The sequence below is a fragment of the Mycobacterium lehmannii genome (assembly GCF_002245535.1).
Lineage (GTDB): Bacteria > Actinomycetota > Actinomycetes > Mycobacteriales > Mycobacteriaceae > Mycobacterium > Mycobacterium lehmannii.
The window spans coordinates 78,416-98,086 of record NZ_NKCN01000004.1; the positions used below are offsets into that span (position 1 = coordinate 78,416).

Genomic DNA, 19,671 nt, shown 5'->3' on the forward strand with positions numbered 1-19,671 from the left:
TAGGGGAGGTTCTCACAGCCCGTCGGCGGGCGGACGCGGGCGCTCCACGGCGGGCGGTTCGACGTCGACCACGTCGACGACCTCACCGTCGATGTAGTCGTTCCGCTTGGTAGCCGCTCCCCACCCGGCCATTCCCGCGGTGATCAGCGGCGCCCGGCGGGCGGCGAGCGCGGTCAGCAGCGGGCGTCCCGCGGCCCGCGTCGGTGGCAGCAGGAGCAGCGCCCCCGCCACCGAACTGGCCAGCCCGGGGATCGCGACGAGCACCGTGCCGAGCGCGACCAGGACGCTGTCGGCGGCGGTGCCGTGCAGGGTCGCCGGGGTCAGGCCCGCGCGCAACCTGCCGACGTGACGCCTGATCTGCGATCCGGCCAGCGCGAAACCCAGCACGAACGTCGTGAGCAGCAGCAGTAGCGTCCAGCCGATGCCGATCGTCGACACCAGAGCCACCACGACCGCGGTTTCGATGACCACATAGAGGACAAACAGCCGCATCGCCATACGTGGTAAACGTCCGGACGGCCGCGAGGGTTCCGTAGATTGGCGGTGTGGCCACGATCAAGATCGATACGCCGGGCGGTCCCATCGACGCGCTGCTCTCGACGCCGGCCGGCGAGGGCCCGTGGCCGGCGATCGTGGTCGTGCACGACGCGATCGGCTACGGACCGGACAACGCGGCGATATCGGCGCGCATCGCCGAGGCGGGCTACATCGCCATCACCCCCGACCTGTACTCGCGCGGTGGCCGGGCCAGATGCATCACCCGGGTGTTTCGCGAACTGCTCAGCAAGCGGGGTCGCGCGCTCGACGACATCCTCGCCGCCCGCGACCATGTGCAGGGCCTTTCCGAGTGCACGGGCGCCGTCGGCATCGCCGGGTTCTGCATGGGTGGGCAGTTCGCGCTGGTGATGTCGCCGAAGGGGTTCGGCGCGTCCGCGCCGTTCTACGGCACCCCGCTGCCCCGCCGACTCGACGAGACGTTGATCGGGGCGTGCCCGATCGTCGCCAGCTTCGGTCGCCGCGACCCGATCGGCATCGGAGCGGCGGACCGGTTACGAAAAGTGGTTGCGGACAAGCAGATTCCGGCCGACATCAAGGCGTATCCGGATGCCGGGCACAGCTTCGCGAACAAGTTGCCGGGGCAGCCGCTGTTGCGGATCACCGGTTTCGGCTACAACGAGGCGGCGGCCAGCGACGCCTGGGCGCGGGTGTTCGCGTTCTTCGGCGAGCACCTGACGGCTACCCCGCGGGGTTGACCGCGGGCTTGATCTCGATGCCGATGTGGATCTTGTCGATGCCACCGCGGATGAGCGCCTGCGGGATCCACCACCACGCATGCCACCAGTAGCGCCGGGTGACCTTGTCGAAGACGCGGCGGGTCTCCTGTTTGGGCAGCACCCGGGCGACGGCTTCGACCGGGTCGCCCTTCGGCTTGCCCAGCGCCGTGGACTTCTGGATCGTCACCCGCGGGGTGTTGTTGATGCGCTTGGTCTTCCACGACCCGTCATCGGTGATGACGAGCAGTTTGTCGTCCTCGGGGGCACCCCAGATCGGGGTGGGCTTGGGTCTGCCGTCCTTGGTGAACGTGGTCAGCAGGATGTACTTCGAGCGGGCGACGTCGTCGAAGGTGTCGGCCACGGTCAACCCGGCTTGATCTCGATGGTCACGTTGTTCTTCATTCCCCCGCGCAGCTTGGAGAAAACGTTGAACGTCTTGCCCAGCAGACCATAGCGCTTGCCGATCGCGTCGTAAGTCGCGCCGTTGGCGGACTTGTCGAGAACCGCGGCGACGGCTTCGACCGCCTCCCCCTTGGGGTTGCCGCGCATGTCGCACGGCGCGATGGTCACCCGCGGGGTGTTGCGGATCCGCTTGACCTTCCACGAGGACTCCTGCGTGATGGCGATCAGCCCGTCACCCTCGGGCACCGCCCAGATCGGTGTCGGCTTGGGCCTGCCGTCCTTGGTGAACGTGGTCAGCAGGATGTACTCGGACTTGGCGACATCGGCGAAGGTGGCAGACACCTCCCCAACCTAGCCCTCCAAGTCGCCTTCGGTCTCGAGCAGCACCTTGCGCAAACCGTCGAGCGTCGCCTGCTCCGGGGCCGCCCACATTCCGCGGTCGGCGGCCTCCAGCAACCGTTCGGCCATACCGTGCAGGGCCCACGGATTGGACTCGGTCATGAACTTGCGGTTCTCGTCGTCGAGCACGTATTCCGCCGACAGCCGCTCATACATCCAGTCGGCCATCACGCCTGCCGTGGCGTCGTAACCGAACAGGTAGTCGACCGTGGCGGCCATCTCGAACGCACCCTTGTAACCGTGCCTGCGCATCGCGTTGATCCAACGCGGGTTGACCACGCGGGCGCGGAACACCCGGGTGGTCTCTTCGGACAGGGTGCGGGTTCGCACGGCATCGGGGCGGGTGTTGTCGCCGATGTAGGCGGCGGGGTCCTTACCGGTCAGTGCACGAACGGTGGCGATCATGCCGCCGTGGTACTGGAAGTAGTCGTCGGAGTCGGCGATGTCGTGTTCGCGGGTGTCGGTGTTCTTGGCCGCCACCGCGATTCGGCGGTACTGCCGGCTCATATCATCACTGGCGGCGGCTCCGTCTAATCCGCGGCCGTAGGCGAATCCGCCCCACGCCGTGTACACCTCGGCGAGGTCGGCGTCGTCGCGCCAGTTGCGGCTGTCGATCAGCTGCAGCAGCCCGGCACCGTATGTGCCCGGCTTCGAGCCGAAAATCCTAGTGGTGGAGCGACGCTCGTCGCCATGCTCGGTCAGGTCGGCCTGGGCGTGCGCGCGGACGTAGTTGTCCTCGGCCGGTTCGTCGAGGCCGGCGACGAGCGCCACGGCGTCGTCGAGCATCGTGACGACGTGTGGGAAGGCGTCCCGGAAGAAACCGGAAATGCGCACGGTGACGTCGATACGAGGCCGTCCGAGATCGGCCAGCGCGATCGGTTCGAGATCGACGACTCGCCGCGACGCCTCGTCCCACACGGGGCGCACCCCCAGCAGGGCGAGCACCTCCGCGATGTCGTCACCGGAGGTGCGCATCGCCGATGTGCCCCACACCGACAGGCCGACCGAGCGCGGCCAGCCGCCGTAGTCCTGGCGGTACCGATCCAGCAGCGAATCGGCCATCGCCACACCGGTTTCCCAGGCCAGTCGTGACGGCACCGCCTTGGGGTCGACCGAGTAGAAGTTCCGCCCGGTGGGCAGCACGTTGACCAGCCCCCGCAGCGGCGATCCCGACGGGCCTGCGGCGATGAAGCGACCGTCGAGTGCGCGAAGGATCTGGGTGATCTCCTCGGCCGTGCCCGCGAGCCGCGGCACCACTTCGGTGGCGGCGAACCGGAGCACCGCGGCGACGTCGGCGTTGTCGGTCAGCGTGTCGACCACCTCGGCGTTCCACCCCGAATCCTGCAGCGCAGCGACCAGCTTCCGGGCTTGTGCTTCGGCGGCGTCGACGGCGGTGCGTTCGTCGTTGCCGTCCTCGGCGAGGCCGAGCGCTTGGCGAAGGCCCGGCACCGTCTGCTCGCCGCCGAAGAGTTGGCGCGCCCGCAGCACCGCGAGCACCAGGTCCAGTTCGTCTTCGCCGCTTGGTGTTTGGCCGAGGATGTGCAACCCGTCGCGGATCTGGACATCTTTGATCTCGCAGAGCCAGCCGTCGACGTGCAGCAGCATGTCGTCGAACGAGTCCTCTTCGGGTCTTTCCTCGAGACCGAGATCGTGGTCCATCTTCGCGGCGCGCATCAGCGTCCAGATCTGCTGACGGATCGCGGGCAGCTTGCCGGGGTCGAGCGCCGACACGTTGGCGTGCTCGTCGAGCAGCTGTTCCAGACGCGCGATGTCACCGTAGGTTTCGGCGCGCGCCATGGGTGGGATCAGATGGTCGACGAGCGTGGCGTGGGCGCGACGCTTGGCCTGGGTGCCCTCACCGGGATCGTTGACCAGGAACGGGTAGATCAGCGGCAGGCTGCCCAGCGCGGCATCGGATCCACAGGCCGCCGACATGCCCAGCGTCTTACCCGGCAGCCACTCCAGGTTGCCGTGCTTGCCGAGGTGCACCACCGCATCGGCGCCGAACACCGACTCGATCCACCGATACGCGGCCAGATAGTGGTGGCTCGGCGGCAGATCCGGATCGTGATAGATCGCGACCGGGTTCTCACCGAAACCGCGCGGCGGCTGCACCATCAGCACGACGTTGCCCGCCTGCAGTGCCGCGATGACGATCTCACCGTCGGGGTCGGCGCTGCGGTCGACGAACATCTCTCCTGGCGGCGGACCCCAGTGCTCGACGATCGCGTCGGTGAGCTCGGCAGGCAGCGTGGCGAACCAGTCGCGATACTCCTTGGCCGACACCCGGATCGGGTTCCCCTCGACTTGGCCTTCGGTAAGCCAGTCGTGGTCCTGGCCGCCGCGTTCGATCAGATTGTGGATGAGTGCGTCGCCGTCACCGGAGGCGATGATGGTGTCGAGATCGCCGTCACCGTCGCCGATCCGGTAGCCGTGCTCGCGCATCGCGCGCAGCAGCGCGATCGCGCTGGCCGGCGTGTCGAGCCCGACGGCGTTGCCGATGCGGGCGTGCTTGGTCGGGTAGGCGGAGAACACCACCGCGATCCGCTTGTCCTGCACGGGGATTGCACGCAACCGCGCATGGCGGACGGCCAGCCCGGCGACCCGGGCGCACCGTTCACGATCGGGCACGTACGAGGTGAGGCCCTCGTCGTCGATCTCCTTGAACGAGAACGGCACCGTGATGATGCGCCCGTCGAACTCCGGCACGGCGACCTGGGTAGCGACGTCCAGCGGTGAGAGCCCGTCGTCGTTGTTCTGCCACTGCGCCCGTGGGCTCGTCAGGCACAGCCCCTGCAGGATCGGAACGTCCAGCGCCGCGAGGTGCGCGACGTTCCATGCGTCATCCGTGCCGCCGGCTGACACGCTCGACGGGGTGGCGCCACCTGCCGCCAGCACCGTCGTGATCAGCGCGTCGGCCGACCCGAGCAGTTCGAGCAGGTCCGCGTCGGCGGTGCGCAGCGAAGCGCAGAACACCGGCAGCGCACGGCCACCGGCGCCCTCGATCGCGTCGCACAGCGCCTCGACGTAGGCGGTGTTGCCGGCGAGATGTTGCGCGCGGTAATAGAGCACGGCGACCGTGGGTCCGTCGCCGCCGCCGTCGCGGGGCACCACGCCCCACAGCGGTGTGCTCTCGGGCGGTGAGAACCCGAAGCCGGTCATCAGCAGGGTGTCGCACAGGAATGCGTGCAGGTGACGCAGGTTCGCCACACCGCCCTGAGCGAGATAGACGTGTGCCTGCAGCGCGACCCCCGCGGGCGTGGTCGAGTGACCCATCAACTCCGCGTCGGGCGACTGTTCGCCGCTGACCACGACGGTGGGTACGCCGTTGGCCACCACCTCATCGATGCCGTCCTGCCAGGCGCGGTAGCCGCCGAGAATCCGCACCACCACGACGCCCACGCCGCTCAGCAGTTCGCCGAGTTCACCGTCGACCAGCCGGGACGGGTTGGCCCACCGGTAATTGGCGCCGCTGGACCGGGCGGTGATGAGGTCGGTGTCAGAGGTGGACAGCAGTAGTACAGCAGGTTCCGGCACCCCCCATTCCTACCCCACACGCTCACCCCCGTTTTCCGCGAGCGTGCGGGTCTGTCGACGACACGCCGCGTGATGTGCGCACTCCACGCACCCGTCGGCGGGCGCGAGCGTGCGGAACGTGCTGAATCTTCGCGGCGTGTCGTCTGCAGACTCGCACGCTCGCGCAAAAAGGGTGAGGTGTCTAGCGGCGGTTCCAGCGGCCATACGTGCTCTGCGGATACGGCAGTCCGAGGGCGGCGATCAGTACGACCAGAAGAGCACCGAACACGATGAGTTCGAACATCGTCGTTCCTTCCTGACGCTTACTGCACACGCGTGCAGTAATCTGGAACTTACGACGTCAGCGGGTTTTTGCGGCCAACTTGTGTGGCACGGATCACTAGAGGCTCTAGTGTGACGATCGTCACTTTTGAGCGGTGTGGACGGTGAAGTCCGACAGCACCGGCGAAGCCAGCAGCCGGCGATGCCGAACGGGTTCCCAGGGGAACAGTTCCGGTAGACCATTCTTGTCGAGATACCAGCTGTTGCAGCCGGTGGTCCAAACCGTCTGCGGCATAGCGGCTTTCATCTCCTCGTTGTAATCCTTGGTGGCGACGTCCGTCGGGGCCGCGGCGACGATGTCGCCGTTGCGGATGCGTTCGATCCACCACATCGCGTAGTCGGCCTGGTTCTCGGCGATGATCACCAACGACTGTTGTCCTATCGGAGAGTGCGGGCCCATCAGCATGAACAGGTTCGGGAATCCCGGCACCGCGACCGACCGGTAGGCCTGCGGCCCGTCTGCCCAGGCTTCGTTGAGTGACACTCCGTGCTCGCCGATGATCTCCATCGGACGCACGTAGGCGTGGGCGTCGAAGCCGGTGGCGACGACGAGCAGATCCACCTCGTGCAGTGTCCCGTCCGCAGTGACGACACCTTTGGGCTCGACGTGGTCGATCGGATCGACGACGACGTCGACGCCCGGCTTCTGAACGGATTGGTAGTAGTGGCCGGCCGCGATGATGCGCTTGCACATCGCCTGGTAGTTCGGTGTCAGTTTGCTCCGCAGTTCTGGGTCGCGCACCGAGAGGTTGAGATTCCACCGGCACATCGCCGACACCAGTCGGCGACGGAATCCCGGCGAAACCATGGCCTTGGCGAAGAAGTTCTCGTACACGGCCTGCCAGAAGCGGTAGCCGAGGCGGCTCATCGCCGGGAAGCGTCGAAGTGCTGCCTTGGTGATCGGTGAGTAGCGCGGGTTCGGGAACGGGAAGACCCATTGCGCGGTGCGTTGGAAGATCGTCAGACCGCGGACGTTCCCGCCGAGCTCAGCGGTGATCTGGACACCGGTCGAGCCCGTCCCGATCAGCCCGATCCGCTTGTCCTGCAAGGACACCGAGTGGTCCCAGCGCGATGAGTGAAACATCGGGCCCCCAAAAGTGTCCAGGCCGGGAATGTTCGGATAGCGTGGCACGCGCAGGATTCCGGTGGCGGTGATGACGATGTCGAACGCTTCTGTGCCGCCGGTGGTGCTGACCCACCACGTGCCGTCGCGGAACTCCGCCGATGTCACCGCTGTGCCGAATCTGATGTGGGTTCGAATGTCGCGCTCGGTGGCGACCTGCATGAAGTAGGACTGCACCTCGCCACCCGGCGGCAGCAACCGCGTCCATTCGGGATTGGACCGGAACGAATACGAGTAGAAGCGCGAGGGCACGTCGCAGTGGAGTCCGGGATAGGTGTTGTCGCGCCAGGTGCCACCGACTTCGTCGGCCTGCTCGAAGATCGTGAAGGTGTCGATGCCCGCGTCCTGCAGCCTGGCCGCCATGCAGATGCCCGACATGCCTGCGCCGACGATCGCGATACGCACTGTGCGTTTCTCTGCCATCGAACCCCCTCCGGCTACCGGAAGGGTACGCCTGACCAGCGTGGTTGTCGTGGCAATCGGGGCTACGGCACGGTGACGAAACCTTCGGCCACCATCCAGTCCCGCGCGACCTGGCTCGGGTCGCGGCCCTCCACGTCGACCTGCTTGTTCATCTCCATGATCGCCTCGTTGGTCAGAGCGGCCGTCACCGGCGCCGTGACCTCCGCGATCTGCGGATGTGCTTCGTAGAAGGCACGTTTCATGGTCACCGACGGGTTGTAGTGGGCGAAGAACTGCTTGTCGTCGACGAGTACCACGAGGTCGAGCGCGGAGATGCGGCCGTCGGTGGTGAACACTTCGCCGAAGTCGCACTGCGTGCCGTCCGCTGTGGCCTGATAGATGATCCCGACCTGCAGTACCGGCGTCTGCGCCCGCGCCGGATCGAACCCATAGGCCGCCGCCATTCCGGGAAAGCCGTCCTGGCGGGCCCGGAACTCGGTGTCCACGCACGTACGCGCAGCCGCCGGATCGCGCTTGACCAACTCGGCGTACTGCGAAAGCGTGCGCACACCGGTCCGCTCGACGACTGCCCTGCTGGCCGCCAGCGCGTAGGTATCATCCATCGGTGCGGGCGGCAACCACACCATGTCGTTGCGGGCCAGGTCCTCGTCGCGGACGGCCTCGAACTGTCTGCGGCTGTCGGGAATCGGCTTCTCGTGGCCCAGGTAGTTGATCCATGCGTTGCCGGTGAACTCGTAGGCGACGTCGACCTGACCCGACAACTGGGCTTCCCGGGTGCTGCGTGAGCCTACGATGCCGGTGAGGTCACGCACGTCGGCACCGGCGGCGGTCAACGCGAACTCCAGGATGTATCCGAGGATCACCTGTTCGGTGTATTCCTTTGAGCCCACCGTGATTTGCACTCCTTCGAGTGCGGCGACGGGCTGGATGGAGCCGGGGCCTACCTTGAGCGGCACGGTGCTGCCCGCTCCCAGCCCGCACCCGGCGAGCAGCAGGCAGGCCAGCGCGGCGATCGAGCAGCGGATCATCGAAGGCCCTTGGGATTGAGGTAGAACTCGGCCAATCCGCCCATCCAGTCGACCAGCAGGGCGAGGCAGACCGCGAGCACGCTGCCGAGGATCAGGGTCACGTTGTCCTGCAATTTGTATCCGGTGTCGATCAGGATGCCCAGACCGCCGGCGTTGACGAGGAAGCTCAGTGTCGCGGTTCCCACGGCGAGCACCAACGACGTGCGCAGTCCGGCCAGGATGTACGGGATCGCCAGCGGCATCTCGACCCGCGTCAGCACCGAACGTCGCGACATGCCCTGTCCCAGTCCCGCATCCACCAGCGACCGGTCCACCTGATTGATGCCGAGGATGGTGCTGGCCAGCACGGGCAGCAGTGAGTACAGCGCGATCGGAAGGACGCCGATCCAGAACCCGGTCCTACCCGACCAGAGGAACAGCAGCACGAGCAGCCCGATGGCCGGCGCCGCCTGGCCGATGTTGGCGACGCCCATGAACAACGGGCGCAACAGTTTCGCCCCGGGGCGGGTGACCAGCACCCCAAGCGGAACGCCGATGGCGAGCACGATCGCGGTAACCGCCACGGTGATCAACAGGTGCTGCCAGATCAGTGTGGCGATGTTGCCGGGGTTGATGTTCTCCTGCTGGGTGGCGGTCAGGTCGCGGTTGAACGCCCAGAAGATCACGGCGGCAGCGATGATGAGCACCAGGACCGGCTGGATGAGCAGTCGTATGCGCTCACCCGAACTGGCACCCGACGACTGAGCGGAATCCGCGACCGCGGTCATGGCTGTCCGTCCGTGTCGGCCTCCGCCGACACCCGCAGCCAGGTGATCGTGTTGATCAGCGTGTCCAGGGTGACGACACCCTCGTACCGGCTGCCCGCACCGACCACCACCGCCGACGCGTGCTGGTCGGCGAGGATTGCCTCGAGCGCGTCCTCGAGCGTGGAATGTGTGCTGACGACATCGAGCGGTTCGACGACATCGGCCAACGTCGTGGCGTGCGCGAGCTTGGCGCCCCGGATCCAGCTGACCGGCCGGTCGCGGCCATCGAGCACAACGACCCAGTCAAACTCGCTGCCCGCCAGCGTCTTTCGCACGTCATCGATCAAATCCGTCTGGCGTACCGAGGGATGCGGCCGCAGCTCGACGTCCTTGATCCGCGTCAACCCCAGCTGGCGCAACGAGGCGCCGGAGCCGACGAAGCCGGCCACGGTGTCGTCGGCGGGGTTGGCCAGGATGTTCTGCGGAGTGTCGTACTGCAGCACCTTGGACTGGTTGCCCAGTACGGTGATCCGGTCGCCGAGCTTGACCGCCTCACCGAAGTCATGGGTGACGAAAACGATGGTCTTGCGTAGTTCGCCCTGCAACCGCAGCAGTTCGTCCTGCAGCGTGCTGCGAGTGATCGGGTCGACCGCGCCGAAGGGTTCGTCCATCAGCAAAACCGGAGGGTCGGCGGCCAACGCGCGCGCGACCCCCACACGTTGCTGCTGCCCACCGGACAGTTGGCGTGGATACCTGTCGGCGTACTGGCTCGGCTCCAGCCCCACCATGTCGAGCAGTTCGTCGACCCGCTCGGCGATGCATTTGCGGTCCCAGCGCAGCAACCCGGGCACCAGACCCACGTTCTGGCGAATCGTCATATGCGGGAACAGCCCGGCCTGCTGGATGGAGTAGCCGATCGAGCGGCGAAGTTCGGTCGCGCGGATCGACATCGCATCCTTGTCGCCGATCATGATCGTGCCCGACGTCGGCTCCGACAACCGGTTGATCATCCGCATCATCGTGGTCTTCCCGCATCCCGACGGGCCAACGAACACGACGATCTCGCCTGCGGGGATCTCGAGCGACACGTCGTCCACCGCAGGGCGGTCGGAGCCGGGATAGACCTTGGAGACGTGGTCGAGCACGATGCGCACCCCGGTGCTGCCGTTCGAGGCCATGTCGTCCGGTATGAGTTGCCCTGTCATCGAATGCCTTTCGACGTGGTGAGGCGGCCGATCAGGACGAGCACCGCATCCAGCGCGAGCGCGAGGATGACGATGAGCAGCGTGCCGGCGAGCGCCATCGGGACGGCCGTCGGGCTGCCCACCCGCGCCAACCCGGTGAAGATCAGGTTCCCCAGCCCCGGTCCTTTGACGTATGCGGCGATCGCCAGCACGCCCATCGACATCTGAGTGCTGATCCGCATGGCCGACAGGATCGACGGCCACACCAGCCGCAGTTCCACTCGGGCCAGGGTGTCGAGCCTGCTCATCCCGATGCCCCGCGCCGCGTCGGTCAGCGCGGGGTCCACCGCGGTGAGCCCGACGATCGTGTTGCGCACGATCGGAAGCAGTGAATACAGCACCAGCGCCGTGATGCTGGGAACCACGCCGAGCCCGAACAACGGAATCAGCAGGCCGAGCAGCGCGAACGCCGGGACGGTCATGATCACGCTGGATGTCGAGGTGGCGAGGTTGGCGGCGACCGGGTTGCGGTAGGTCAGCACACCGATCACCACGCCGGCGATCGTCGCGATGAGCACACTTTGGACGACCGCGCTGACGTGCTGGTAGGAGTCGAACGCCAATTGCGCCTGGTGGGCCCATATGTAGTCCCACAGTGCCCTCACGGCGGTGAGCTACCCGATCTTGATCGAGCCGAAACCCAGCCCTGTTCGATTCGCGCTGAGTCGAACGGTCGTCGTCACACGGTGCTGAGGCGAAGGTGTTCACCACGTTTCATCCATCGTCTGGAGGTCACCACGTGCCGCTTTCGTTGCGGGTGGTCAAGCTCGGCGCACACATCGGCGCCCGGATCGAGGGCGTCGACCTCAGCGCCAGCACCGACGTGACGTTCGTCGACCGGATCCCGAAAGCGTCCATCCTGCGCGCCATCACCCTGCCCCCGTACGGCGGCACGACGACATGGGCATCCACGGAGGCCGCCTACGACCGTCTGCCCGCGCCGTTGCGTGCGCTGGCCGAGAACCTGTGGGCCGTGCACACAAACCAGTACGACTACGCCTCGCTGCATGATGAGCCGGGCGCGGCACTCACCGCCGAACAGCGGTCATACCGCGACGAATTCGTCTCCGACTACTACGAGACCGAACATCTTGTGGTGAAAGCCTCCGGCGGGCAGGCCCCGGCGCTGGCCAGCTGATCAGAGCCGGTTGCACTCCCGAGACAGCAACGCTTCCTCGAGGTAGGCGAAGCGCTGTGGATAGTGGTTACGCGCAGGTTGGCGGCCGCTGTGGTGCCAGAGCCCGCGCACCGCATCCAGCGCCGAGGGCCAGTGCCGGTACGTCGGTGACGGAAACCGGGCGGCCGCGGTGCCGAACCGCACCTGCTCTTCGGTGATCAGCGTCGGTTCGGCCGTCGGCGCCGGACGTGTCGAGGAATGTTCCGTCGACGGACGCCTCGTTCTGGTCAGTTCGGTCATGGCGACTCTCCCACCGTGCTCGCCCGGTCCACCTCGGACCTGGATGTTTGTGAAGTTAGGAGCCCGCGGTAGGCCACGCACGCGTAAGGCACTACCTGTGTTTGCGGGGGCCACCCACGGACTACCGTGAACTCGTGGCCAGGACCCGCGACCAGGACGCCTGCCCCGGTGCGCTGCAGGTGCATCAGGCGGCGGACGGCGCGTTGGCGCGGATGCGGCTGCCGGGCGGGGTGATCACCGCTCCGCAGTTGGAGGCGCTGGCACGGGCGGCCACCGAATGCGGCGCGGGCACGCTGGAGCTCACGTCGAGGGGCAACCTCCAGATCCGCGGCGTCACCCACACCGGGGCGGTCGCCGAGGCCGTGGCCGCGGCCGGGCTCCTGCCCTCGCCGACGCACGAGCGCGTGCGCAACATCGTCGCCTCACCGCTGTCGGGGCGGGTGGGAGTGACCGCCGACATCCGCGGAATCGTCACCGAGCTCGACGACGCCATCCAGGCCGACCCGGAACTGGCCACGCTGCCCGGCCGGTTCCTGTTCGGCATCGACGACGGGCGCGGCGACATCTCCGGTCTTGCCCCCGACGTCGGCGTGCACGTCGCGGCCGCCGACGCCGCGCTGCTGCTGGCCGGGCGCGACACCGGTGTCCGGGTGCCGATGCAGACGGCGGTGTCGACGATGCTCGACGTGGCCCGTCGCTTCGCTGCCACGCGCGAAAATGCCTGGCGCGTCAAGGAACTCAGTGAGACCGGCGCCCTGCTGGGCGGGCTGCTGCCGTCCGTGGAACCGGGTACGACGTGGCCGGCGGTCACCCGGCCGCCCGTCGGTTGGCTCGAACAGCACGACGGCCGCATCGCGCTGGGTGCGGCGGTTCCTCTGGGCGTGCTGCCCGCCCGAACGGCCGAGTTTCTGGCCGCAATCGAGGCGCCGATGGTGATCACGCCGTGGCGCTCGGTGCTGGTGTTCGACCTCACCGAGGACGTCGCCGACGTCGCGTTACGCGTGCTCGCCCCGTTGGGCCTGGTGTTCGACGAGAACTCGCCCTGGCTGTCGGTCAGCGCCTGCACGGGGCGCCCCGGTTGCGAGCACTCGCTGGCCGACGTCCGCGCCGACGCCGCCGCCGCGGTGACACAACCGGCCGCGGGCCACCGCCACTTCGTCGGATGCGACCGGGCCTGCGGCAGCCCACCCACCGGTGAGGTGCTGGTGGCAACCGGAGACGGATACCGGACGCGCGACGCTCACCCGTAGGGTGATCGCGTGCTCGACTACATCCGCGACGCCGGGGAGATCTACCGGCAGTCGTTCGCGACGATCCGCGACGAAGCGGATCTGTCGCGGTTTCCCGAGGATGTCGCCCGGGTTGTCGTGAGGTTGATCCATACCTGTGGTCAGGTCGACGTCGCCGACCACGTCGCGTACCGCGATGACGTCGTCGCCAGGACCCACGCCGCGCTGAACGCCGGCGCCCCGGTGTTGTGTGACTCGTCGATGGTCGCCGCGGGGATCACCAGGTCACGGCTGCCCGCCGACAACGAGGTGGTTTCGCTGGTGGCCGACCCGCGCGCCGCCGACCTCGCCGCGCGCCTCGGCACCACCAGGTCCGCGGCGGCAGTCGATCTGTGGGCCGAGGGGCTCGACGGCGCGGTTCTGGCGATCGGCAACGCGCCGACCGCGTTGTTCCGGCTGCTGGAGCTACTCGACGAGGGCGCCCCGACTCCAGCGGCGGTGCTCGGCGGCCCGGTCGGCTTCGTCGGCTCGGCGCAATCGAAACAGGAACTCATCGACCGCCCCCGCGGGATGTCCTACCTGGTGGTGACGGGCCGTCGCGGCGGCAGCGCGATGGCCGCCGCGGCCGTGAATGCGATTGCGACGGAACGGGAATGAGGGGCACGCTCTGGGGTGTCGGGCTGGGCCCCGGTGATCCCGAACTGGTGACCGTGAAGGCCGCACGGGTGATCGGCGAGGCCGACGTCGTGGCGTACCACAGCGCACGACACGGCAACAGCATCGCGCGCGGTATCGCCGAACCGTACCTGCGGCCCAGTCAGATCGAGGAGCACCTGGTCTATCCGGTCACCACCGAGACCACCGACCACCCCGGCGGCTACGCAGGCGCGATGGAGGACTTCTACCGCGAGGCCGCCGACCGCATCGCCGCCCACCTGGAGGCCGGTCGCAACGTGGCCCTGCTCGCCGAGGGCGACCCGCTGTTCTACAGCTCCTACATGCACATGCACACCCGGCTCACCGAACGGTTCGATGCGGTCATCGTGCCGGGGGTGACGTCGGTCAGCGCGGCGTCGGCGGCGGTGGCCACTCCCCTCGTCCAGGGCGACGAGGTGTTGACGATACTGCCGGGCACGCTGCCCGCCGACGAGCTTCGACGCAGGCTCGCCGACACCGACGCGGCGGTGATGCTCAAACTCGGTAGGTCGTACCCGGCTGTGCGCGAGGCACTCTCGGCAACGGGTCGGTTGGACGACGCGTTCTACGTCGAACGGGCCAGCACGCCGCAGCAGCGGGTGTTGAGCGCCGGCGAGGTCGACGACGAGACCGTGCCGTACTTCTCGCTGGCCATGCTGCCGGGCCGACGCGATCGGGAGGCGCCGACCGGAAGCGTCGCGGTGGTCGGACTGGGTCCGGGCAGCACCGACTGGATGACCCCGCAATGCCGTCGTGAACTCGCCGCGGCCACCGACCTCATCGGCTACGGCCCCTACCTCGACCGGGTGGGCAACCGCGCCGGGCAACGCAAGCATCCCAGCGACAACACCGACGAGCCTGCCCGCGCCCGACTCGCGTGCACGTTGGCCGAGCAGGGCCGCACGGTCGCGGTCGTGTCCTCCGGCGACCCGGGGGTTTTCGCGATGGCGACCGCGGTGCTCGAGGAGGCCAAGCAGTGGCCAGGGGTTTCGGTGCGGGTGATCCCGGCGATGACGGCCGCGCAGGCCGTCGCCAGCCGGGTCGGCGCGCCGCTGGGCCACGACTACGCGGTGATCTCCCTTTCGGACCGCCTCAAGCCGTGGGACGTGATCGAAGCCCGACTGACCGCCGCCGCCGAGACCGACCTGGTACTGGCCATCTACAACCCGGCGTCCAAGACCCGCACCTGGCAGGTCGGTGCGATGCGCGACCTACTGCTCGAGCACCGCGATCCCGGCACCCCGGTGGTAATCGGCCGCGACGTATCCGGCCCCCGCGAGGAGGTGAAAGTGGTGCGCCTTGCGGACTTAGACCCCCGCGACGTCGACATGCGGTGCCTGCTGATCGTCGGCTCCTCGCAGACCCAGTGGTACACCGATGACGGCGACCGGGTGTTCACCCCGCGCCGGTATCCGGAGTGAATCTGGGGGCCTACCCGGGTTGCGCGGTGACCTGGATGATCCCGTGGGCGCCGCGTTCGGCGTCGACCATCGCGTGGGTGACGAACGGATAACGCCCGGGCTGATCGAAGCTCAGCTCGACGAAACCGCCTTGGGCCGCTGACAATCCGAGGGCCTGCGCGCCGCCGGGGCCCGGCCGCAGCCGGTAGTCACCCTCGGACCACACGGTGTCGAACTGGCCGCCGACGACGTGAAAGGAACTGCCCCGGTTCGGCCCGGCCGCGAGTACCCAGATCCGCACTCGCTCCCCGATCCGCGCGGTCAGCGGCGCGTGGTCGTACTGGTTGGCGTAGCCGTTGAACACCACCAGGTCGGGTTTGTCGGCGGCGACCTTGGCTGCGTCGACCTCGCCGCCCTGCGGGCCGAGGTAGTACTCCGACTGCACGAGAAGGTATTCGCGGTCGACAGGGGCCAGGTCCGGCGGGTCGATGACCACCGCTCCGAACATGCCGTTGGCGATGTGCACCGACATCGGCATCGTCGAGCAGTGATACATCCACACACCGGCACGGCTCGCGGTGAACCGGTAGACCAGGCGTTCGCCGGGTTGGATGGTGCGCATCGGCACGTCCGGGGCGAGCGCCCCGGCATGGAAGTCGATCGAGTGCCCGATCGTGCCGTCGTTGACGAGGGTGACCTCGAAGACGTCGCCGACCTTGCCCCGCAGCGTCGGCCCGGGCGCCGTGCCGCCGAATGTCCACTGCCGCTGCGTGATTCCCGGCGACACCTCCCGCGTCGTCTCGGTCACCGCCAAGGTGACGCGGTGATCGGGCGTCGCGGCGGCCAAGGCGGGGTCACGCGGCACGAAATCGGGGCCGGGTGTCGCCGCGAGACTGCGCGCGACGTCGTCACCGGCGATCGACGCCGCACTCACCTGGTCGTGGTGGCCGGCGTGTGCCTCGGCCCCCGTCGCGCGCACCGACATGGTCATGCCCATCTGCCGGTGCCCGGCCACCGAACACCAGCCGTCCATATCGGCGCCGATCACCCCGGCATCGAGGACGGCGGTTTCCCCGACCGCGAGGCGCCCGGTGCTGGCCCCGTTGGCCAGGACCAGATCGTGACGGTCCGAACCGCTGTTGACGAGGGTGATCACCAGCCGGTTGCCCACGGGCACGTCGATGGTGTCGGGCACGTAGCGCATCCCCTCGACATGCACCTCGACCTCGGTGGTCTGTCCGGTGGCGGTCACCGATACCTGCGGCTCGTCGGCGATTCCGACCGCGGCGGGGTCGGCGGCCACCGCGGCCGCGGCCGTCAACACCACGACAGCCAGCCCGGCGGCCGCGACGCCGAGCCGCTGGCGCACCGGCGGCCCCGACGGCGGCGGCCCCGGCGTCGAGGGCGTATCGCGGAGCTTGCGTGCCCGCCACACCGCCCGCACCAGCAGCGGCAGGAACGCGGCGTAGGCGGTCAGCACCAACACCGACGCCGCCACCCGCAGCAGGCTCGGGGTCGGCAGCACGCACAGCAGCAGCGCGACGTTGGCGACAGCCAGCCGCCACGGTGCGCCGCGCTCCAGTTCGAATGTCGCCGCGATGGAGGCGGCGCGCCCGCCGACGACGATGGTGGTCAGGTACGACAGCGCACCGAGCAGAACCTGAACCAGGAACCCGGCGAGCACCGCCGCGGTGAGCGGATCGGCCCGGTCCAGCAGTGCGGACCATGTCGGTGCGGTGGCGAAGGCGACCACGGTGTAGCTCAGCGAGCCCAGCAGCCACACCACCCCGCACAGCACCGACAGCGTGGCGAAGTTGCCCGGCCGCTTGCGGCGGACCTCGTCGAGGTGGGGCCACAGCACGTAGCCGGCCGAAATGAGGTAGGCCAGCGCGCCCGCGGCGGTCATCGTCGGCGAGCCGGCCACCGCCGCCGACACCGCCACCACCAGACCTCCGATCAGCAGGGGCAGACCGCGCCGGGCGGCGACCTCGACGCCGTCCGCCATCCGGGTGCGCAGCATCGTCGGCCACAGGGTCACCAATGTGCCCAGCACCGTGAGACCGATGAACCCGAACAGGTTGACCGCGGCGTGGGCCACGACGAACCGCTCGTGCAGGGCGCCCGGCAGCGCCGCGTTGGCCATCGCGATGCCGAGCCCGGCCCCGACCGAAAGCAGCGCTGCCGCAGCGACGTAATAGCGCACGGTGTCGCCGAAGCGCGAGGGCAGCGCGCTGCGCAGTTGCCGCACCAATGTGACGGCATGAGTCAACGCGACGGCGGCGACCGCGACACCACCGGCCAGCACCACCGGCCAGAAGGAGACGGCCATCCCTGCGACCACCGCGACCGCGCCGACGTTGAAAATCGCGAGAGTCCAGGCCTGCCCGGACCTCGACGGGTCTTGTGGACGGCGTAGAAGCGCATCGGTGAAGTGCCGGCTCCAGATGAGGATCGCGTTGCCTGCCGCCCCCAGACCGAGCAGGTGGATCAGCAGCCAAGTCGATATCGGCACCGACCTGTGGACCAGTGCAATCACGACAAGTGCTGCAAGCCAGGCGAATACCATCGACCCGACCCGCAGATGCCACTGGGAGCGGTTCATACCGGCGCCCCGATCGTCTGCCGCGTGGACGCGCGGACCGCGACGCCGATGAACGCGAGCACCGCCACGATGTTGAGCACGCCCCCTGCCTGCACCGCCCACTCGACGCCGCGCACGTCACCGATGACTATGCGCAACAACAGCGATGCGTGCAGCAGCATGACCGGCCCGTACATCGCCGGGGTGTACGGCAACGGGCGTCGCAGCACCGCGGGCAAGATGACCGGTGCGTGGGCCATGATCATCGACAGCACGAATCCGAGCATCACCGCGTGCACGATCGCGTCGTATCCGCCGCCCGAGCTCACCGCGCCGACGACAAACCACGCCATGCCGGGAACCAATAGCCACGCGTAGCCGGCCAACAAGCACACCGCCATATACCGTGTGAGGCCTGTCGTGTGGATGGTTCGCCTGGCGACGTCGAATCGAAACAGCCAGCATGCGACCCCGAGGACCGCCGCACCGAGAAGTGCGAAACCGACTGTCGGCCAGACCAACTGCGTCACCGCCCCGATGACGAGTGTGACCGTTGCCGCGCCGAGCAGCATCTCGGCGCGGGTATCCGACAGCGCCACCCGCGCCAGTTCCATGCGCTCCCCCGCGATGGTCAGGATGAGGAAACCGGCCAGCCAGCCGAGCAGGTCCGACGCGGGAAACCCGGCCGCCCACAGCAGCGCCGCTCCGGTCGCCAACACCGCACCGGCGGCTTGAACCAGCACCGCCGCATCCCAACTGCGCTGCCACAGCGGCACATACACCGCGACCAGTAGCGCGGCGCCCGCCAGAAGGGCGGTGTCGGCGAGGGGTCGCGGGGCAGGGCTGACGAGAAGAATCGCCCCCAGTCCGGACAACGCCGGGGCCAGATAGCACCACCGCCGACCCGATGCGACAGCGCGTTCCAGCGCGATCACGGTGCCGACGAACCCGAGCACGAGCACGATGCCGTGCACCTCGGCCAGCCGGACCGTCTCCACCGGGGCGGGTAGCCCGAGACGCAGCAGCGCGGCATCCAATCCGGCCAACAGCGCGAAGCCTCCCGGTATCAGCAACACCGCCCGGAGCGGAATCCGATTCTCAGTCATGGGTTTTTCACCACCGGATCGGGTAGGAACAACCGACAGGCGCCGGGTTCGGCGAACGGGATCAGGTCCAGGCCCGGCCCGGTGGGCGCATCGACGCTGTGCAGCAACCCCTCGACGATGCCGAGGTGGACCTGGCAGACCACGCTCGGGTAGCGACGGGCCGCGTCGAGCAGCGGACAGCGCCGCAGGGCCACCCCACGCTCGGCGCCCTCGTCATCGGGAGCGAAGCCCAACCGGTCCAGCGCGTCGAGGACCGCCTGGCGCGGATCATTGGTGGTGCGGCCGATCTCTTCGGCCACCTCGCGGCCCCACTCGACACCGGCGGCCCGGGCGTCGCGCTCGGGCTCGGTGCTGGTCCGGGCGATGTGCCCGGCCAGCGCAGTGGCGAGGCTGGCGTAGTCGCGGACCCGCAACGCGGGGTCACCCGCCGAGGGCCGGTACAGCGCCGCCGGCCGGCCACGTCCGGCGGCGGGTTCGGTGGCGCGCTCGACGAGGCCGACGTCGACGAGCGCATCCAGGTGCTCGCGCACCGTGTTCTGATGCAGCCCCAGTTCGGCGGCCGCGTCGACAGTCCGTACCGGAGCGTGCGCCCGCACGTGCTCGAGCACCCTCAACCGCTGTCCCGACAACGGCACGGGACCGGTCGCGGACGGCACCGGAGAAGGCCCGAAAGGCGGCGCACTATTTACCACGGAAATTATTGTAGTAAATTGCTAGCTGTAGGACCAGCACAGCCGAAAGGGAC

General features: G+C 68.4%; 17 protein-coding genes and 1 pseudogene. 5 read left to right on the forward strand and 13 right to left on the reverse strand.

All coding sequences use genetic code 11. From position 1 onward, the window contains the following. Nucleotides 1–12 precede the first annotated feature (12 nt). On the reverse strand, nucleotides 13–498 hold the full coding sequence (locus CEX87_RS06760; protein WP_064393907.1) for an FxsA family protein: 486 nt from the start codon (nucleotides 496–498) through the stop codon (nucleotides 13–15). Between the two features lie 47 nt (nucleotides 499–545). On the opposite strand from CEX87_RS06760, the gene CEX87_RS06765 reads away from it, so the two are divergent. After that, nucleotides 546–1,253, forward strand: coding sequence for a dienelactone hydrolase family protein (locus CEX87_RS06765; protein WP_068199954.1), 708 nt, complete (start codon nucleotides 546–548; stop codon nucleotides 1,251–1,253). On the opposite strand, the gene CEX87_RS06770 is transcribed toward CEX87_RS06765, so the two are convergent. From CEX87_RS06770 to CEX87_RS06805, 8 genes are all read right to left on the reverse strand, one after another. Beyond that, nucleotides 1,237–1,635 (reverse strand): PPOX class F420-dependent oxidoreductase, encoded by a 399-nt coding sequence (locus CEX87_RS06770; protein ID WP_064393909.1) that lies wholly within the window; start codon nucleotides 1,633–1,635, stop codon nucleotides 1,237–1,239. The two genes, CEX87_RS06765 and CEX87_RS06770, sit on opposite strands and share 17 nt — an antisense overlap. Before the next feature lie 2 nt (nucleotides 1,636–1,637). Next, nucleotides 1,638–2,018: a PPOX class F420-dependent oxidoreductase gene (locus CEX87_RS06775; protein WP_064393910.1), complete on the reverse strand. Its 381-nt coding sequence runs from the start codon at nucleotides 2,016–2,018 to the stop codon at nucleotides 1,638–1,640. 9 nt (nucleotides 2,019–2,027) lie between these two features. After that, a complete protein-coding gene (cobN, locus tag CEX87_RS06780) occupies nucleotides 2,028–5,612 on the reverse strand; it encodes a cobaltochelatase subunit CobN (protein ID WP_068199956.1) in 3,585 nt (1,194 codons plus the stop codon). 403 nt (nucleotides 5,613–6,015) lie between these two features. Next, entirely contained in the window at nucleotides 6,016–7,479 is a 1,464-nt protein-coding gene (locus CEX87_RS06785; protein ID WP_068199957.1) for a flavin-containing monooxygenase, read from the reverse strand. A gap of 62 nt (nucleotides 7,480–7,541) precedes the next feature. Continuing rightward, nucleotides 7,542–8,507 carry a glycine betaine ABC transporter substrate-binding protein gene (locus CEX87_RS06790; protein ID WP_094286526.1) on the reverse strand — a complete coding sequence of 322 codons (966 nt, stop codon included), beginning with the start codon at nucleotides 8,505–8,507 and terminating at the stop codon, nucleotides 7,542–7,544. Further along, the gene (locus CEX87_RS06795) at nucleotides 8,504–9,274 is read right to left on the reverse strand and encodes an ABC transporter permease (protein ID WP_064393914.1); all 771 of its coding nucleotides are present in this window, start codon (nucleotides 9,272–9,274) and stop codon (nucleotides 8,504–8,506) included. The genes CEX87_RS06790 and CEX87_RS06795 overlap by 4 nt, the downstream gene beginning before the upstream one ends. Then, nucleotides 9,271–10,458, reverse strand: a complete 1,188-nt coding sequence (locus CEX87_RS06800) for an ABC transporter ATP-binding protein (protein WP_068199958.1) — start codon at nucleotides 10,456–10,458, stop codon at nucleotides 9,271–9,273. The genes CEX87_RS06795 and CEX87_RS06800 overlap by 4 nt, the downstream gene beginning before the upstream one ends. Beyond that, on the reverse strand, nucleotides 10,455–11,102 hold the full coding sequence (locus tag CEX87_RS06805) for an ABC transporter permease (protein WP_064425607.1): 648 nt from the start codon (nucleotides 11,100–11,102) through the stop codon (nucleotides 10,455–10,457). The genes CEX87_RS06800 and CEX87_RS06805 overlap by 4 nt, the downstream gene beginning before the upstream one ends. Nucleotides 11,103–11,254: 152 nt before the next feature. Here CEX87_RS06805 and CEX87_RS06810 point away from each other — a divergent pair. Continuing rightward, a pseudogene (locus CEX87_RS06810) lies at nucleotides 11,255–11,599 on the forward strand (TauD/TfdA dioxygenase family protein); the annotation flags it as partial. Between the two features lie 36 nt (nucleotides 11,600–11,635). Here CEX87_RS06810 and CEX87_RS06815 read toward each other — a convergent pair. Next, nucleotides 11,636–11,914, reverse strand: coding sequence for a hypothetical protein (locus CEX87_RS06815; protein WP_064393918.1), 279 nt, complete (start codon nucleotides 11,912–11,914; stop codon nucleotides 11,636–11,638). A gap of 134 nt (nucleotides 11,915–12,048) precedes the next feature. Between CEX87_RS06815 and cobG the strand changes: the two genes are divergently transcribed. The 3 genes from cobG to CEX87_RS06830 are packed head-to-tail and all read left to right on the forward strand — an operon-like array spanning nucleotide 12,049 to nucleotide 15,260. Continuing rightward, on the forward strand, nucleotides 12,049–13,164 hold the full coding sequence (gene cobG, locus CEX87_RS06820) for a precorrin-3B synthase (RefSeq protein ID WP_068199962.1): 1,116 nt from the start codon (nucleotides 12,049–12,051) through the stop codon (nucleotides 13,162–13,164). A 9-nt stretch (nucleotides 13,165–13,173) separates the two neighbouring features. Continuing rightward, the gene (locus tag CEX87_RS06825) at nucleotides 13,174–13,800 is read left to right on the forward strand and encodes a precorrin-8X methylmutase (RefSeq protein WP_064393920.1); all 627 of its coding nucleotides are present in this window, start codon (nucleotides 13,174–13,176) and stop codon (nucleotides 13,798–13,800) included. After that, complete coding sequence (locus tag CEX87_RS06830; protein WP_064393921.1) at nucleotides 13,797–15,260, forward strand: precorrin-2 C(20)-methyltransferase; 1,464 nt, start codon at nucleotides 13,797–13,799, stop codon at nucleotides 15,258–15,260. The genes CEX87_RS06825 and CEX87_RS06830 overlap by 4 nt, the downstream gene beginning before the upstream one ends. 10 nt (nucleotides 15,261–15,270) lie before the next feature. Here CEX87_RS06830 and CEX87_RS06835 read toward each other — a convergent pair whose 3' ends face one another. The 3 genes from CEX87_RS06835 to CEX87_RS06845 are packed head-to-tail and all read right to left on the reverse strand — an operon-like array spanning nucleotide 15,271 to nucleotide 19,618. After that, nucleotides 15,271–17,841, reverse strand: coding sequence for a multicopper oxidase domain-containing protein (locus CEX87_RS06835; RefSeq protein WP_068199965.1), 2,571 nt, complete (start codon nucleotides 17,839–17,841; stop codon nucleotides 15,271–15,273). Beyond that, nucleotides 17,838–18,926 carry a hypothetical protein gene (locus tag CEX87_RS06840; RefSeq protein ID WP_068199966.1) on the reverse strand — a complete coding sequence of 363 codons (1,089 nt, stop codon included), beginning with the start codon at nucleotides 18,924–18,926 and terminating at the stop codon, nucleotides 17,838–17,840. The genes CEX87_RS06835 and CEX87_RS06840 overlap by 4 nt, the downstream gene beginning before the upstream one ends. Next, complete coding sequence (locus CEX87_RS06845; protein ID WP_064425614.1) at nucleotides 18,923–19,618, reverse strand: helix-turn-helix transcriptional regulator; 696 nt, start codon at nucleotides 19,616–19,618, stop codon at nucleotides 18,923–18,925. Before CEX87_RS06845 ends, CEX87_RS06840 begins: the two co-directional genes overlap by 4 nt. Nucleotides 19,619–19,671: the final 53 nt, after the last annotated feature.